Genomic DNA, 14,148 nt, shown 5'->3' on the forward strand with positions numbered 1-14,148 from the left:
ATCATGTTCGGCCGCCTCAAGGACTGGCGCCGCGTCGCCACTCGCTACGATCGATGCCCGACCGTCTTCCTCTCCGCCATCGCCCTCGCCGCCACCGTCATCTTCTGGCTCTGATCAACGAGTCCTGACCCTAACGATCCAGCGTCCGCGCGATCCGGGCGCGCCGTTCGATCACCCGGTAATAGGCCGCTTCGACTGCCGCATTGATGCGCGACCAGTCCTGCGTTTCGGCATGGGCGAGGCCGTGCTCGCCGTGAGCGCGGCGCAGGTCGGGATCGCGGATATAGGCTTCGAGGGCGTCGGCATATTGTTCGACCTCGCCCGGCTCGACGAGGCTGCCGCTGTCGCCGTCGCGGACAATGTTGCTCGCGCCCGTAGCGGCGGCGGCGACGACGGGTAGCGCGCAGGCCATCGCTTCCAGGGTGACATTGCCGAACGCCTCGGTCACCGACGGGTTGAGGAAGATGTCGGCACTGGCGAGCGCGCGGGCGAGGTCGGGGCCAACCTGCTGGCCGGTAAAGATGGCCTTGGGCAGCCGCTCGGCGAACCAGGCGCGCGCCGGGCCGTCGCCGATTGCGAGCACCTTGTGCGACACGCCGCGCTCGTCGAGCAGGTCGCAGGCGTCGGAGAAGACGTCGAGGCCCTTTTCCAGCACCAGCCGGCCGAGGAAGGCGATGACCACGTCGTTGTCGGCGATGCCCTGCGATCGGCGCCAGGCGAGGTCGCGGCGGCCGGGGTTGAACTGCTCGCGATCGACCCCGCGCGACCACAGGAAGATGGTCCGGTTCATCCGCTGGGCGCGGAGCACGGCGGCGGTCGATTCGGCCGGGGCGAGGAGGGCGTCGCACTTGCGATAGAGGCGGCGCATCAGGGCACGCAGGGCCGGTTCGAATAGCTGGAGGTGGTAGTAGCTAAGGTAGGTCTCGAACCGCGTGTGGATCGAGGCGACCACCGCGACTCCGTTCCGGCGGGCCCAGCCGACGGCCTTGCGCGCTGCCATGTCGGGGCTCGAGATATGGATGATGTCGGGGGCGAAGTCGGCGAGGTCCTTGAGCTTGGCGCGCGGCAGGCCGGTCGGGAAGCGATATTCGGGTCGCTTGGGGATGGCAAAGGAGGGGATGCTGACGAGGTCTCCGACCGGGGCGAAGGCGGGCGTGTCGGTGGTCGGCGAATAGATGCGCACCGCGTGGCCTTGACCGAGGAGGTAGCCAACGAGGCGATTGAGCGCCTGGTTCGCGCCGTCGCGGACATAGTTGTAATTGCCCGAGAGCAGGGCGATGCGGAGCGGGGCAGGCATGCCGTGTGGCATAGCGCCGTCGCGTGGCGGGGGCTAGGCCGGGCGCGATGACGCTCAAATCGTCGATGGCGCCGGTCGGGGCGCGGGATGCGAGGCTGCTGCTGCTCGGCAGCCTGCCGGGCGATGCGAGCCTCGCGGCGCAACGCTATTATGCGCATCCGACGAACCAGTTCTGGAGGTTGCTTGGGGCAGCGTTGGGGGAAGGGTTGGCGCAGCTCGCCTATGACGAGCGGCTGACGCGGCTGGCGGTGCGCGGGGTGGCATTGTGGGACGTGGTCGAGCGCGCCGAGCGGCCCGGAAGCCTCGACGGGGCGATCCGCGGGGCAACGCACAATGCGCTGGCCGAATTCGTCGCCGGGCACCCGCGGCTGGCGGCGATCGGGTTCAACGGGAAGGCGTCGGCCCGGATCGGGCGGCGGGCGCTTGGCCAAATACGCGGAGTGACGCTGATCGACCTGCCGTCATCGAGCGCGGCGCATACGCTCGGGTTGGGGGCGAAGACGGAGCGGTGGCGGGTCTTGGCAGGGTTCGCCGATCCCGAGTAAAGGATGGCGATGAGCGACGGACACGAAGACATCGACGAGGCCGAACTCGAGGAAAGCGACGACGAGCGCGATCCCTCGCTGAGTTTGGTCGACGAGGCGCTGGTCGCGGGGAATATTGCCAATACCAATGGCTTGCTGGTGATCCTGGCGAAGCTGGTGTCGAAGGGGATCTTCGACCAGGACGATTTGAAGGCGTTCTCGGACAGCTATTCGAAGCCGCTCGACCATGAGCATATGCGCGAGAATGAACTGGTGACGCAGATGCAGGACCAGATGGAGTCGACGCTGGCCGAGCTGATGCGGTTCCTGGCGGCGGCGAAGTAAACCACTCCACCCTCTCCCTTTCAGGGACGGGCGTTGTTATATGGCGGTCATCATGACGCTTCTCGCAGGATTTTTGCTGTTCTTCGCCACCGTCGCGGTGATGGAGGGGGTCGCGTATGTCGCGCATCGGTGGGTGATGCACGGGCGGCTCGGCTGGTGGTTGCACGAGAGTCATCATCGTGAGCGCAGCGGGATGTTCGAGCTCAACGACTTTTACGCGGTGATCTTCGCGGGCCCCTCGATCCTGCTGCTGGCGGGCGGGGTGCGCTGGGGGTGGGGCGACTGGGCGACGTGGACCGGGGCCGGGATCGCCGCCTATGGCGCGATCTACTTCGGTTTTCACGACGTCATCGTCCACCGCCGCGTGGCGCACCGGATCGTGCCGCGATCGACCTATTTCAAGCGGATCGTCCAGGCGCACCGGATCCACCACGCGGTCGAGACGCGCGAGGGGACGGTCAGTTTCGGTTTCATCTATGCCCCGCCGGTCGAGCAGCTGAAGGCGGCGCTTGCGGCAAGCGGCCGCGCCGGGATCAGGGCGCCCAATCGGGTGATCGCTTCGGAGCCCTCTGAAGCGTGAATTACCCGCTCAACCAGGCGCGCGCGTCCACAGCCCCTCGCGACTGACCTGCTGCGGGGTGCGGAGCGAGTCCACCAGCGCCATCAGTACGAGTCCGAATTTCTCGCGGCGGGGGATCGAGATGCGCCGGTCCCATGCCTTATCGCCAAGCGCGACGGCCCGCTCGGCCACCGCGCCATAGATGCGCGCGGCGGCGAGAACCGCCCAGCGGCTGCGGAAGGGCAGGCGGGCGGCGCCCACTTTCGAACTCAGGCGATAGCGGTCGGCAAGCGTGGCGAGGCGCCTGGCGATCCGGGCAAGGGCGGGGCGGTGGGACGGGTCCTGAAGGTCGGCGCCCGCCAGGCCTTCCTCTGCCAGCCAGTCGTCGGGCAAATAGCGCCGCCCGACCTTTGCGTCGTCGACGACGTCGCGCGCGATATTGGCCAGCTGGAAGGCGATGCCGAGGTCGGCGGCGCGGTCTAAAGTGTCGCGCTCGGCCGCGGACACGCCCATGACGTGCGCCATCATCACCCCGACCGCGCCCGCGACCTGGTAGCAATAGCTGAGCAGCGCCTCCTCGTCTGACGGGGTCCACCCGGTCGCATCACGCGCAAAGCCGGCGAGATGGTCGGCGGCGAGATCGGGCGGGATGCCGCATTCGGCGGCGACCGCAGCGAAGGCGTCGAACGCGGCGAGGCCGGTCGGCTTGCCGGCCAGCGCGGCGGCGGTGGTCGTCTTGAGGAAGGCGATGCGGTCGGCCGGATCGTCGGGGCTGACCGCGTCATGGCCGAGCGTCTGGCCGTCGGTGACATCGTCGCACGCGCGGCACCAGGCGTAGAGCAGCCAGCTACGCTCGCGGGTCTGCTCGCCGAAGATCTGGCTGGCGAAGCGGAAGCTCTTCGAGCCCTGGGCGATGATCCGTCCCGACTCCTCGACCAGCCGCTGGCGTTCCCGACTGCTCATTCGAGCATCAGCCGCGCCGTCGCCTCCGCGCTGCCGACGACGCCGGGGATGCCCGCGCCCGGATGGGTGCCGGCGCCGACGAAGTACAGGTTCGAAATCTTGTCATCGCGGTTGTGGGTGCGGAACCACGCGCTCTGGGTGAGCACAGGTTCGAGGCTGAACGCCGATCCGAGGTGCGCGGCGAGGTCGCCCTTGAAGTCGGCCGGGGTGTAATGGAAGCGGGTGCGGATGCGGCTGCGGATGTCGGGAATCAGCCGCGCTTCGAGCGTGTCGATGATCGTATCGGCATAGGCTTCGCCGTCCTTCTCCCAATCGACGTCCGCCTGGCCCATGTTGGGAACCGGGGCGAGTGCGTAGAAGGTCGAGCAGCCCTCTGGCGCCATCGACGGATCGGTGATCGTCGGGTGGTGGAGGTAGAGCGCGGGGTCGGCGGCCAGCTTGCCGTTGTTGTAGATATCGTCGAGCAGGCCTTTGTAGCGCGGGCCGAACAGGATCATGTGGTGGGGGATGTCGGGGCAGGTGCCCTCGAGCCCGAAGTGGAGCACGAACAGCGAGGGCGAATAGCGCTTTTTCTTGAGCGCCTTGACCTGCTTCGGGCCGCGGGAGTCGCCTTCGATCAGGCCATAGGTGTGGACGATGTCGCCGTTCGAGGCGACGGCATCGGCCTCGGCGCGGAAGCCCGATTTGGTACGAACCGCGCGGGCCTGGCCATCGACGACCTCGATCGCCTCGACCGGGTCGTCGAGGCGGAGGATGCCGCCGATGCGCTCGAACTGCGTGACCATCCCGGCGATGAGCTGGTTGGTGCCACCCTTGGCGAACCACACTCCGCCGTCGCGCTCGAGCTTGTGGATCAGCGCGTAGATCGACGAGCAGGTCATCGGATTGCCGCCGACGAGGAGCGTGTGGAAGGATAATGCCTGTCGCAAATGTTCGTCTTGCACAAAGCTTGAGACGATCGAATAGACGCTGCGCCAGGCCTGATACTTGGCCAGCGCGGGGGCGGCCTTGAGCATGTCGCCGACCTTGAGGAAGGCCTTGGTGCCGAGCTTCTCATAGCCTTCGTGGAAGACCCCGGCGGCGTAGTCGAGGAACTTCTTGTAGCCCTCGACGTCGGCCGGGTTGAGCGCGGCGATCGACTTGAACAGGCTTTCGTCGTCGTTGGTGTAGTCGAACCGCGTTCCGTCGGGCCAGTCGAGCGCATAGAAGGGCGTGACCGGGATGAGGGTGACGTCCTGCGCCATGTCGTGGCCCGACAGGCGCCACAGCCGCATCAGGCAATCCGGATCGGTGATGACGGTCGGTCCGGCGTCGAACATATGGCCGTCGCGCTCCCAATGATAAGCGCGGCCGCCGGGCTTGTCGCGGGCTTCGACGATGGTGGTTTGCACGCCGCCGGATTGGAGCCGGAGGGCAAGGGCGAGGCCGCCGAAGCCAGCGCCGATGACGATTGCACTCTTCACAATTTCTCCCCAAGCGCCGCGATCGCGCGCGCGACAGATACGGGTGGTTTGCCGGCGAGGATGCGCACCCGGTCCGCTACCGTCGATCTTCCGGAGTAGAACCGGGCGATCAGCGGGGCAGGCAGGCGGTAGAAGCGCTCGAGGATGCGATAGCGTTCCGGCGGGTCGGCGGCGCGGAACAGCATTTTCGCGAGCAGCCGGTCGAAGCGTCCGCGCTTCCAGCGGGCTTCCGCGCGGGTGCGGGTCGCGGGGCCAAGGGTTGCATCGAGCGGGGCTTCGCGGACGAGCCAGATGGCGAAGCGCACCGCGTCAGGGAGCGAGTAGCTGGTGAGCGGGTGGAACAGGCCACCGCGGACTCCGGCGCGGGCGACGGGGTCGATAGCGGGCCAGAAACGGTCGAAGTCGCCGGCCATGACCACCGGGAGCACGCCGGTCTCGGCACGCGATACGGTGGCGACGGCCCACCCCTGTGTGGCGGCATAGTCGGTAATGCGGCTGGCCAGTTCGGCGCGGTCGAGTTCGGGGCCATCAGTATAATATGTGTCCTCGACGAACAGTTCGGTCGGCGAGAAGGGCAGGGAGTAGACAAAGCGATAGCCGTCGGCCTGGTCGACCCGGGCATCCATCACGATCGGTTCGGCCAGGCCGTGGCCAGCGGGGATGGTCAGCAATTGGCCCACGAACTTCTGCCAGCCGCAGGCGAGGTGGGCGGGGGGAGCGGTGAAGCCGCGCGCGTCGACTACGGCGGTCGCCTCGAGCAGGCGGCCGTCGTCGAGTGTGACGCAGGTTGGGGTGAGCGCGCTAGCGCTGGCGTGGACGATTGCCCCGGCTGGCAAGGCTGCCCGCACTTGCGCGTCGAGGCAATCGCTGGGGATGCTGTTGTAACCCTCGGTGATCCGCCGGTCATGATTGGGGAAGCGGACCGAATAGCCGGGCCAGCGATGCGCGATCAGCGGGTCGATCAACACTCGCCCGTCCCCGGTCACGTCGGCATCGAAGAAAGACCAGAGGTGGTTGCCGCCGATCGCCGCGCCGGGTTCGACCAGCGTGATCGCGACGTCGGGGCGATGCTTCGCCAGCGCGAGTGCGCAGAGGCCACCGGCCAGGCCGCCGCCGACGACGATGAGGGAGGGAGATGGCATTGATGCGGCCCTTAGCGGGGCTCGTTGTCATGGGCCACCCCCACCCCCTCCCATTCGCGAAAGGGATCGCGTAGGGCTCTGCCGATGATCGCCCTGCTCCTCTCCGCTGCTGCGATGACCGTCATCGTTGCGGTGCGCTATCTTGTCACCAGCGGCGGGTTCGCGCTGTGGACCGCGCGGCGCTTTCCGCGGCGGCTGGCCGGTCAGCGCGCGCAGGTTCGCCGCGAAATCGGGTGGAGCCTGGCTTCGGCCGCGATCTACGGTGCGCCGGCGGGGATCGTCGCATGGGGCTGGCAGCGGCACGGATGGACGCAAATCTACACCGACCTCGCCGCTCGCCCGCTGTGGTGGTTGCCGCTGAGCGTCCTCATCTATCTGTTCGCGCACGACAGCTGGTTTTACTGGACCCATCGCTGGATGCACCGGCCAAGACCGTTCCGGATCGCTCACGCAGTCCACCACGCCAGCCGCCCGCCGACCGCCTGGGCGGCGATGAGTTTTCATCCGTGGGAGGCGCTGACCGGGGCGGTAGTGATCCCGGCGCTGATCTTCCTAGTGCCGATCCATGTCGGCGCGCTCGGGTTCGTGCTCGCCATCATGACACTGATGGGCGTGACCAATCATATGGGGTGGGAGATGTTCCCCCGCGCCCTCGTTCATGGAAAGGCCGGGCAATGGCTGATAACTGCAAGTCATCATGAGCTTCATCACCAACGCTATCGCTGCAATTACGGCCTCTATTTCCGAGTCTGGGATCGCCTCTGCGGTACCGACGAGGGGCTTGGGAGCTTCGCCGAGGCGCGCGCTCGCGCTCGGAGCGGCGATGCTCGCGACGGCGGCGACCTCGCCGGTCCCGCTCCCCGCGCCGCCGCTGGCCACCCTGCGGGTTGACGTCGAGGGGCTGCGCGACCGCAAGGGGCAACTGTTGTTTTGCCTGACCCGGCAGACCAAGGACTTTCTTTCGTGCGACAAGGACCCCACCGCGATCCACGGCAGCGTCGCGGCGGATACGGCGGCGATCAAATTCGAGAATATGGCGCCGGGCGAGTGGGCGCTGCTGATGATCCACGACAGCAACGGCAACGGCAAACTTGACAAGCGGTTCGGGATTCCGCGCGAGGGGTTCGGTTTCTCCGGCAATCCGGTGATCCGCTTCGGTCCGCCGAGCGCGGATGCCGTCCGCTTTGTGCTTCCGTCGGGAACGAGCGAACAGCGGCTCAAGATGCGGTATATTCTCTAGAGCCCGATCATATGTTTAGCCGCTGCCGGCCGCCGCGAGAGTCTTGCGCGCGGCGATGAGGTGGGGAAGGTCGATCATCCTGCCGTCGAGGCCAAGCGTTCCCGCCCCCGGATCGGCCGCGAACGCTTCGACAATGCGCCTTGCCCAGGCGAGCGCAGCCGCCGACGGGGTATAGCAGCGGTTGATCGTCTCGACCTGTCCCGGGTGGATCGCCAGCCGCCCGAGGAAGCCGTCGCGACGTGAGCGGCGGCAGTCGCGCTCGAGCCCCTCGAGGTCGCGGAAGTCGGCGTACAGCGTGTCGATCGGCGCGGTGCGGGCGGCGCTGGCGGCGAACAGCGCCAGGCTGCGGACCAGCGCATAGGGCTCGGTCCAATCGCCCGCCTCGTCGCGGTTGCCGGTCGACCCGACCGCGGCGGCGAGATCCTCCGCGCCCCATGTCAGCGCGGCGAGACGGGGATGCGCCGGGGCATAGCTGCCCAGCGAGAAGACGGCGGTCGGTGTTTCGGTCGCGACGACCGCGATCTTCACGCTGCCATTGGTCATGCCGGCCTTCGCCTCGCGCTCCTCGATCGCGGCGGCGAGCCGGACGACGTCGGGGCCACCCTCGGGCTTGGGCAGGAGGACGCCATCGAGCCCGGGGCGGACGACCGCGTCGAGATCGGTCATGGTCAGCCCGCCGTCGAACGGGTTGACGCGGACCCACAACGACCAGTCGCGCGCCTCACGCCGACCGATCAGTTCGGCGACATGGCTCCGCGCCGCGTCCTTGTTGGCGGCGGCGACCGAATCCTCAAGGTCGAAGATCAGCACGTCGGCGCCGCTGGTCGCGGCCTTCGCAGCTTTCTTCTCGCTGTCGCCGGGGACGAACAGCCAGCTGCGCATGGTCATGCCGGGGTCTTCATCATCAGGGCGACGCGCTGGCATTTACAGACGATGTCGTCGTGCTGGTTATAGGCGACGTGGAGGAAGGTCACGAGGCCTTGGGTCGGGCGCGACTTGCTTTCGCGCAGCGCCATGACCTCGGTCTCGGCGCGGATCGTGTCGCCGGAGAAGACCGGTTTGGGGAAGCTCGTATGCTCGAAGCCCAAGTTGCCGACCGTCGTGCCGTAGGTCGTGTCGATCACCGACAGCCCGATCACCAGCCCGAGCGTGAACAGCGAGTTCATCAGCGGCTGGCCGAACTCGGTCCCCTTGGCATATTCATGATCGATATGGATCGCCGCCGGGTTCATCGTCAGCGTCGAGAACAACATATTATCCATGTCGGTGACGGTCCGCCGCACTTCGTGGACGAAGCGCTGACCGATGCTGAACTGATCGAAATAAAGTCCCGCCATATCACCTCGCAACGTTGCCGATGATCATGGCTCACAGGCGGCGCCCTGTCACCCCTCGGGCGACTGTCCGGTCCCGACTGCCCCGTGCCATTACCGGAGCTCGTCCTACCCGCCAGAAAGCGTCGCGACGACAAAGAGGAGAGGCTGGCATGAGCGCAATGAGCATGGCCGATTGGGACGCACCGCCGACCAAACGGCTACGCATCGGCATGGTTCTCGACAGCGTGTCGGGCCAATCTCCGGACCCCGAAGTCGCCGCAGCAATCGAAGGAATGGCGACACTGCTTGGTGATCTTGGCCACCGTGTCGAAGCAACAACTTGGCCGGAGCCATTCGCCGGCATGGCGAGTGCATACCTGCTCACCTGATCGAAGGGCGCGGCGAATATGCTCGCGGAAACCGGTGAACGACTAGGTCACGCTGCGGGCGTCGGCGACGTTGAACCCTTCAGTCTCGCGATGGCCGCAATCGTCGAGGGCGCTCCTGCGGGTGCCGTTGACCATGCTGTTGCGTATCTCACGTCGATCCGGGGAGCGCACGATGCCTGGTTCGGGCAGTACGATGTGATACTGTCGCCGGTCCTGTCGTTGCCGCCACCCGAGATTGGCTGGCTCGCAGCGGACCTTCCCGTCGACATCTTGACAGAACGGCTCACCCGCTACGTTGGCTATACCACGCCGCATAACGTGGTCGGTTCGCCCGCGATGAGTGTGCCAGGTGCTTGGTCCGATACCGGCTTGCCGATCGGAGCGCAGTTCGGTGCACCGGTCGGGGGCGAAGCAGCTTTGCTCGGACTTGCTTACGAGCTCGAGGCGGCGCGGCCCTGGAATGGACGAAGACCAAACATGCTTTTAAGGGCTCGAAGGCAGAGCGCTCCGCCGCAAAGGTGCCGCCCGTTACAGCGTGAGAAATCCTGACCGTAAAGTCACGCGCGCTAAGCAATGATGCGAATGGGCATCGCGGGACGTGTCCACCGCAAAGGGCGAATTAGCCGCCCGTCACCGAATGGCTGGCGATGTCGGATGCCAACGTGCAACTAGCGATACGGTCGCCGATGAATTTGCCTGCTGGCGCGACCATCCTAACATCTTTGCCACCTGCTGCGTTACGGAGGCGCATAGGACTTAAGCAAGGGGCAGGAATATGCGCAGATTCATCGTCGCGGCCACCGTCATGACCGCACTCGCTAGTCCGGCCCTGGCGCGGGACGGCGCTCCCTATGTTGGCGTCGAAGGCGGCGTCCTGTTCCCGCGCAACACCGCCTACAGCGTGATTTCGACCCGCGTTCAGTCGGTGCCGACTGGAGGCGGATTGCTCGGGCAGACGGTCACGACAAGCAACAATAGTTACGGCAGCGGGTTCGTTACGGATTACAAGAAGGGCGTCGATCTCGACGTGATCGCCGGCTACGATTTTGGCTTTTTCCGGCTCGAGGGCGAACTCGGCTACAAGCGCACCCGCGCCAAGAGCTTCACCGCCAGCCCTTCGCTGCTGACCGCGATCAACACCGCGCCGATCAGCGGCGTTACGTCGAGCAGCTTTGCCTTTGACGATCGTACGCGCGTCATGTCGGCGATGCTCAACGGCCTCATCGACTATGACATCGCCCCCGGCCTTCGTATCTTTGGCGGCGGCGGTGTGGGCCGGGCCCGGGTCAAGACGTTCAACCAGCGCCATAGCGCCATGGCTTACCAGTTGATCGCCGGCGTCTCGACTGCGATCAGCCCCAACATCGATCTGGGGCTGAAATATCGCTATTTCCAGACGAAGCGCCTGCGCTTCTCGAATGGTGCCGCGTTCTCGGATCCAGTGACGGGCGCGACCTCGGTTTCGACCTTTACCGAAACCGGCAAGTTCCGCTCGCATAGCCTGCTGGCGAGCTTGATCTTCAACTTCGGCGGTGTTGAGGTCGCCCCGCCGCCGCCGCCGCCTCCGATCGTCGAAGCGCCCCCGCCACCACCGCCGCCAGCGACCCAGACTTGCGCCGATGGGTCGGTGATCGACATGGCCGCCGCCTGCCCGGTTCCGCCGCCCCCGCCGCCACCGCCTCCGCCGCCTCCGTCTCAGGGCGAACGGGGCTAGTTCATGCGGTTCGGACTGATCGTCGCAAGCGTATCGCTGACTCTGTTGCTCGGTGGTTGTATGACCGAGCGGGCAGGGCCGAATGTGGATCGCACACCGCTTGCGCTCGCTGCGGTGCGCCACGTCACGACGCCGAGCGGGCTCGCCTATCATGTCGTGCGCAGGGGTCCGAAAACGGGGCGGGTACCGGTCGAGGGCGAGACGGTGACGTTCGATTATGAAGGCAAGCTGCTGGACGGCAGCGTGTTCGACAGCAGCTTTGCGCGCGGTAAGCCAATCAGCGGCGCGGTCGGCCAGTTCGTCCCTGGTTTCAACGAAGCGCTCAAGCTGATGCGCCCTGGCGACGAATGGGTCGTCTGGATTCCGCCGGCGCTTGGCTATGGCGCGCAGGCCGCCGGACCGATCCCGGCCAACAGCACGCTCCGCTTCCGCATGGCGCTGCGCTCGGTGGCTACTCCTTAGTCAGGAAGACGATGTCGCTGACCAGCCGCTGGCCGTCCGAGCGGCCGAGCTGGATGATGATGTCGAGCACCGAGCGCATATATGCCTTGAGTTCCTCGCGGCCGAGGTCGGTTCCGGCCTGTGCCGCGATCAGGGCGAGTTGCTCAAGCGCGCCGTCGGGCGAGCTGGCGTGGATCGTCGTGATCGATCCCGGGTGGCCGGTATTGACCGCGCGCAGGAAACTGAGTGCCTCCACTCCGCGAATTTCGCCCATGATGATCCGGTCGGGGCGAAGCCGAAGCGCCGCCTCGAGCAGGTCGGCGGCGCTGACCGACGCCTCGCCGAGCCGGCCGCGTACCGCGACCAGCCCGACCGCGTTGGCGTGGGTCAGCTGAATCTCGGGGGTGTCTTCGATCAGCACGATCCGCTCGTCCGCCGGCGCTTCCTTGAGTAGCGCATTGAGCAGCGTGGTCTTGCCGGTCGCGGTGCCGCCCGAGATGAGGATCGACTTGCGCGCGCGGACCGCTGCGGCGAGGAAGCCGCGCACGTCGCCCGACGCGAGCTGGGCTTTCAACGCGAGGTCGGTCGCGGCCTGCGACAGCGCCGATGCACCGACCCGGTCGAAGGCGCCGGCAGTAAGATAGTCGTCCAGGGTCAGGTCGGGGACGACATGCTTGCGCACCGCGACGCAGACATGGCCGCGGGTCGCTGGGGGCGCACAGACCTGGACCCGCGCGCCGCTCGGCAGGGTGGCGGCGAGGAGCGGATGCTCGCGGCTGATGCCCTGGTCGGTGGCAGCGGCGATCTGGCGCGACAGACGCCACAACGCGTCGTCGTCGAGCCGCGGATCCTCGTGGCGTTCGATCCCGTGCGGAGTCTCGAGCCACAGCTCGCCCGGGCGGTTGATGTAGACATCGGTGACATCGTCGCGCGCCAGCGACGCGGCCAGCGGCGCAAGGAAGGCATCGAGGAACAGGAGCGGCTGGCTGCTCATAACGGGGTCAAATGGTCGGACCGACGGCGGAGAAATCGAGGTCGCGCGCAACGAAGATGCGCACTGTTGCACCCTGCCGGGTCTTGATCGTCGGAGCGATGTCGTTGCCCTTCGATGCTTGGCCGGCAAGCGACGTCGCTTCGTTCGAGCTACTGACGATCACGGTCGACCCGCGCGTCTGAGACTGGGTGAAAGCGTTGAGGCCCCCGGTCAGCACTGACAGCAGGATCGCGCCGCCGAACCGCTGGAGGAAATGGCGGTTCACCTTACCGCCCAATCCGCCGCGACCAAGGTCATCGACCGCTGGTGAGGCGAGCGCAACGGATACGCCATCGGGCCGGATAAGGCGGTTCCAGACGATGAATATCCGGCTCGCGCCCTGCGCCACGCCCGAATTATATTCGCCGATGACGTGGCTTCCGGCGGGAATCAGAACCTGGCTGCCGTCGAACGACAGCACGTCGCGGGTGACGATGGCGCGCGCGAAGCCCGGCAGGTCGCTATCGAGTGCGGTTTCCATCACCGCGCCGATGATCGTACCCTGGACGACGAGCATGTCCTGATTGGGTAGGCGCTGGGCGCGCGCGACCTCCGTCTCCTTGTTGCCCGCTCGGTTGGAAAAGCGCTCGTTCGAATTCAGGTCGCGCGCGGCGGGATCGATCGACGCGATGGGCACGATCGTCTCGGGGATGGCAGGTGGGCCGGCCGCGACGATCGCGGCACCTGTCGAGTCCTGAAGCGAGGCGGTCTGAAACAGTGACGCCGCGAGGGGCATCGTGTTTTCGTTGAAGGATGTCTGGCCCACGCGAGGGCCTTCGCCGCCGGTCCGTGCCGGCGGCAAGTCGACGATCAGCGCCGGCGACGCGATCCGCGCGCGCGCTCGTTCGACGGCACCATTGTCGGAGCGTGGAGCGCGAACCACCGGGATGATACCGTAGGTTCGCTGAGTCTGCATCGGCAAGGCGATAACCGGAATCGGTTGCGTCGTCTGGATCGGGATCGGGACGATGGTCGTCGGGGTAGAAAGGATCACTGGCGGGGGAGGCGCGGGCGCGCTGATCGTGGTCGTGCGCAGCGGGGGCAGCGCCGAGGCCTGATCATCGCGCGCTGCGCGGTGACTGGCGAGGCTGGCGAACACAGCGGTCCCGATTACGCCGAGCCCGAGCGCGAACGGCGCGATCCTGGTGCGCGAAGCCTTGCGCGCGACGCGGGGAATGTTGACGGGGGGGAGCTCGCTCATCGCTGATATGTCCTTGTGACGGTCGCGAAGTGGGTGCCGGAGCGGAGGATGAAGCGCTGGCCCATCTGCTGGACGACCTGGATTCGGCCGCGAGTTGCGACATTCACCAGCGATTCGTCGTTCTTGCCCGGACCCCAGGCGAAAATCGCGGGGAAGGGTGTTTCGTCGGCGAACTCGAAATAGGTCTGGCGGCCATCGTTCCATACCCGCGCCGGCATGACTGCAGGGTCACCCAAGCGAGTGTAGTTGAAGTCGAGCTTGACCGGCGGCGGGGGCGGGGGCTCGGGGAGGGTTTCGATAACCGGCGGCGGGGGATAGTCGAAGTGCAGTACCCATGGCGTGCGCCGCTCGCGCGGGCCGGTCGACAGCGCGAAGGCATAACGTCGCAGGCTGGTGACGACGGTCATGTTGGTCGCGCCGTTGCGCAGCAGGGGCTTGAGAAACAGCATCCGGGCGCGCTTGTTGGGGGTCACCTGCCACGCGAGGCTGTCGCCGATCGAGACATTTTCGATCCGCTCGTC

Annotated in this window: 18 protein-coding genes and 1 pseudogene; 10 read left to right on the forward strand and 9 right to left on the reverse strand. The window is 66.7% G+C overall.

The window, feature by feature from the left end:
• A pseudogene (locus Q0R27_RS02915) lies at positions 1-114 on the forward strand (IS5/IS1182 family transposase); the annotation flags it as partial.
• A 16-nt stretch (positions 115-130) separates the two neighbouring features.
• Here Q0R27_RS02915 and Q0R27_RS02920 read toward each other — a convergent pair.
• Positions 131-1,297: a glycosyltransferase family 1 protein gene (locus Q0R27_RS02920; protein WP_293940732.1), complete on the reverse strand. Its 1,167-nt coding sequence runs from the start codon at positions 1,295-1,297 to the stop codon at positions 131-133.
• A gap of 47 nt (positions 1,298-1,344) precedes the next feature.
• Between Q0R27_RS02920 and Q0R27_RS02925 the strand changes: the two genes are divergently transcribed.
• Genes Q0R27_RS02925 through Q0R27_RS02935 form a run of 3 tightly spaced genes read left to right on the forward strand, consistent with a single transcriptional unit; the run spans position 1,345 to position 2,746 of the window.
• Positions 1,345-1,842: a DNA-deoxyinosine glycosylase gene (locus tag Q0R27_RS02925; RefSeq protein WP_293940733.1), complete on the forward strand. Its 498-nt coding sequence runs from the start codon at positions 1,345-1,347 to the stop codon at positions 1,840-1,842.
• A 9-nt stretch (positions 1,843-1,851) separates the two neighbouring features.
• A complete protein-coding gene (locus Q0R27_RS02930; protein WP_293940735.1) occupies positions 1,852-2,166 on the forward strand; it encodes a hypothetical protein in 315 nt (104 codons plus the stop codon).
• A 52-nt stretch (positions 2,167-2,218) separates the two neighbouring features.
• Positions 2,219-2,746, forward strand: coding sequence for a sterol desaturase family protein (locus tag Q0R27_RS02935; protein ID WP_293940737.1), 528 nt, complete (start codon positions 2,219-2,221; stop codon positions 2,744-2,746).
• Positions 2,747-2,755: 9 nt separating this feature from the next.
• On the opposite strand, the gene Q0R27_RS02940 is transcribed toward Q0R27_RS02935, so the two are convergent.
• The 3 genes from Q0R27_RS02940 to crtY are packed head-to-tail and all read right to left on the reverse strand — an operon-like array spanning position 2,756 to position 6,293.
• Positions 2,756-3,688, reverse strand: a complete 933-nt coding sequence (locus Q0R27_RS02940; protein ID WP_293940739.1) for a phytoene/squalene synthase family protein — start codon at positions 3,686-3,688, stop codon at positions 2,756-2,758.
• Positions 3,685-5,154 carry a phytoene desaturase gene (locus tag Q0R27_RS02945; protein WP_293940764.1) on the reverse strand — a complete coding sequence of 490 codons (1,470 nt, stop codon included), beginning with the start codon at positions 5,152-5,154 and terminating at the stop codon, positions 3,685-3,687. The genes Q0R27_RS02940 and Q0R27_RS02945 overlap by 4 nt, the downstream gene beginning before the upstream one ends.
• Positions 5,148-6,293, reverse strand: a complete 1,146-nt coding sequence (gene crtY, locus Q0R27_RS02950) for a lycopene beta-cyclase CrtY (protein ID WP_293940741.1) — start codon at positions 6,291-6,293, stop codon at positions 5,148-5,150. Before crtY ends, Q0R27_RS02945 begins: the two co-directional genes overlap by 7 nt.
• Before the next feature lie 84 nt (positions 6,294-6,377).
• Here crtY and Q0R27_RS02955 point away from each other — a divergent pair, with 84 nt between their 5' ends.
• Complete coding sequence (locus Q0R27_RS02955) at positions 6,378-7,184, forward strand: sterol desaturase family protein (RefSeq protein ID WP_293940742.1); 807 nt, start codon at positions 6,378-6,380, stop codon at positions 7,182-7,184.
• The gene (locus tag Q0R27_RS02960; protein ID WP_293940744.1) at positions 7,117-7,533 is read left to right on the forward strand and encodes a DUF2141 domain-containing protein; all 417 of its coding nucleotides are present in this window, start codon (positions 7,117-7,119) and stop codon (positions 7,531-7,533) included. The genes Q0R27_RS02955 and Q0R27_RS02960 overlap by 68 nt, the downstream gene beginning before the upstream one ends.
• Before the next feature lie 15 nt (positions 7,534-7,548).
• On the opposite strand, the gene Q0R27_RS02965 is transcribed toward Q0R27_RS02960, so the two are convergent.
• A complete protein-coding gene (locus tag Q0R27_RS02965) occupies positions 7,549-8,421 on the reverse strand; it encodes a CoA ester lyase (RefSeq protein ID WP_293940746.1) in 873 nt (290 codons plus the stop codon).
• The gene (locus Q0R27_RS02970; protein WP_293940748.1) at positions 8,418-8,870 is read right to left on the reverse strand and encodes a MaoC family dehydratase; all 453 of its coding nucleotides are present in this window, start codon (positions 8,868-8,870) and stop codon (positions 8,418-8,420) included. The genes Q0R27_RS02965 and Q0R27_RS02970 overlap by 4 nt, the downstream gene beginning before the upstream one ends.
• 149 nt (positions 8,871-9,019) lie before the next feature.
• On the opposite strand from Q0R27_RS02970, the gene Q0R27_RS02975 reads away from it, so the two are divergent.
• The 4 genes from Q0R27_RS02975 to Q0R27_RS02990 all read left to right on the forward strand — a co-directional run bounded on the left by Q0R27_RS02975 (position 9,020) and on the right by Q0R27_RS02990 (position 11,414).
• On the forward strand, positions 9,020-9,238 hold the full coding sequence (locus Q0R27_RS02975; protein WP_293940750.1) for a hypothetical protein: 219 nt from the start codon (positions 9,020-9,022) through the stop codon (positions 9,236-9,238).
• An 18-nt stretch (positions 9,239-9,256) separates the two neighbouring features.
• Positions 9,257-9,787, forward strand: coding sequence for an amidase family protein (locus Q0R27_RS02980; protein ID WP_293940752.1), 531 nt, complete (start codon positions 9,257-9,259; stop codon positions 9,785-9,787).
• A 226-nt stretch (positions 9,788-10,013) separates the two neighbouring features.
• Positions 10,014-10,952, forward strand: coding sequence for an outer membrane beta-barrel protein (locus tag Q0R27_RS02985; protein WP_293940754.1), 939 nt, complete (start codon positions 10,014-10,016; stop codon positions 10,950-10,952).
• A 3-nt stretch (positions 10,953-10,955) separates the two neighbouring features.
• Complete coding sequence (locus Q0R27_RS02990; protein ID WP_293940756.1) at positions 10,956-11,414, forward strand: FKBP-type peptidyl-prolyl cis-trans isomerase; 459 nt, start codon at positions 10,956-10,958, stop codon at positions 11,412-11,414.
• On the opposite strand, the gene virB11 is transcribed toward Q0R27_RS02990, so the two are convergent.
• From virB11 to Q0R27_RS03005, 3 genes are all read right to left on the reverse strand, one after another.
• A complete protein-coding gene (gene virB11 / locus Q0R27_RS02995; RefSeq protein ID WP_293940758.1) occupies positions 11,404-12,387 on the reverse strand; it encodes a P-type DNA transfer ATPase VirB11 in 984 nt (327 codons plus the stop codon). The two genes, Q0R27_RS02990 and virB11, sit on opposite strands and share 11 nt — an antisense overlap.
• Positions 12,388-12,394: 7 nt before the next feature.
• Positions 12,395-13,627, reverse strand: coding sequence for a TrbI/VirB10 family protein (locus tag Q0R27_RS03000; protein WP_293940760.1), 1,233 nt, complete (start codon positions 13,625-13,627; stop codon positions 12,395-12,397).
• On the reverse strand, positions 13,624-14,148 hold a 525-nt coding region (locus Q0R27_RS03005; protein ID WP_293940762.1), incomplete at its 5' end, for a TrbG/VirB9 family P-type conjugative transfer protein. The genes Q0R27_RS03005 and Q0R27_RS03000, both read right to left, overlap by 4 nt.

Origin of the sequence: Sphingomonas sp. (assembly GCF_025362505.1) — a bacterium.
Taxonomy (GTDB): Bacteria; Pseudomonadota; Alphaproteobacteria; order Sphingomonadales; family Sphingomonadaceae; genus Sphingomicrobium.

What these genes read in the sequence shown, in the direction of transcription:
- Q0R27_RS02920 (WP_293940732.1), bottom strand. Translation starts at nt 1,297, where the DNA reads ATGCCTGCCCCGCTCCGCATCGCCCTGCTCTCGGGCAATTACAACTAT.
- Q0R27_RS02925 (WP_293940733.1), top strand. Translation starts at nt 1,345, where the DNA reads ATGACGCTCAAATCGTCGATGGCGCCGGTCGGGGCGCGGGATGCGAGG.
- Q0R27_RS02930 (WP_293940735.1), top strand. Translation starts at nt 1,852, where the DNA reads ATGAGCGACGGACACGAAGACATCGACGAGGCCGAACTCGAGGAAAGC.
- Q0R27_RS02935 (WP_293940737.1), top strand. Translation starts at nt 2,219, where the DNA reads ATGACGCTTCTCGCAGGATTTTTGCTGTTCTTCGCCACCGTCGCGGTG.
- Q0R27_RS02940 (WP_293940739.1), bottom strand. Translation starts at nt 3,688, where the DNA reads ATGAGCAGTCGGGAACGCCAGCGGCTGGTCGAGGAGTCGGGACGGATC.
- crtY (WP_293940741.1), bottom strand. Translation starts at nt 6,293, where the DNA reads ATGCCATCTCCCTCCCTCATCGTCGTCGGCGGCGGCCTGGCCGGTGGC.
- Q0R27_RS02955 (WP_293940742.1), top strand. Translation starts at nt 6,378, where the DNA reads ATGATCGCCCTGCTCCTCTCCGCTGCTGCGATGACCGTCATCGTTGCG.
- Q0R27_RS02960 (WP_293940744.1), top strand. Translation starts at nt 7,117, where the DNA reads ATGCTCGCGACGGCGGCGACCTCGCCGGTCCCGCTCCCCGCGCCGCCG.
- Q0R27_RS02965 (WP_293940746.1), bottom strand. Translation starts at nt 8,421, where the DNA reads ATGACCATGCGCAGCTGGCTGTTCGTCCCCGGCGACAGCGAGAAGAAA.
- Q0R27_RS02970 (WP_293940748.1), bottom strand. Translation starts at nt 8,870, where the DNA reads ATGGCGGGACTTTATTTCGATCAGTTCAGCATCGGTCAGCGCTTCGTC.
- Q0R27_RS02975 (WP_293940750.1), top strand. Translation starts at nt 9,020, where the DNA reads ATGAGCGCAATGAGCATGGCCGATTGGGACGCACCGCCGACCAAACGG.
- Q0R27_RS02980 (WP_293940752.1), top strand. Translation starts at nt 9,257, where the DNA reads ATGCTCGCGGAAACCGGTGAACGACTAGGTCACGCTGCGGGCGTCGGC.
- Q0R27_RS02985 (WP_293940754.1), top strand. Translation starts at nt 10,014, where the DNA reads ATGCGCAGATTCATCGTCGCGGCCACCGTCATGACCGCACTCGCTAGT.
- Q0R27_RS02990 (WP_293940756.1), top strand. Translation starts at nt 10,956, where the DNA reads ATGCGGTTCGGACTGATCGTCGCAAGCGTATCGCTGACTCTGTTGCTC.
- virB11 (WP_293940758.1), bottom strand. Translation starts at nt 12,387, where the DNA reads ATGAGCAGCCAGCCGCTCCTGTTCCTCGATGCCTTCCTTGCGCCGCTG.
- Q0R27_RS03000 (WP_293940760.1), bottom strand. Translation starts at nt 13,627, where the DNA reads ATGAGCGAGCTCCCCCCCGTCAACATTCCCCGCGTCGCGCGCAAGGCT.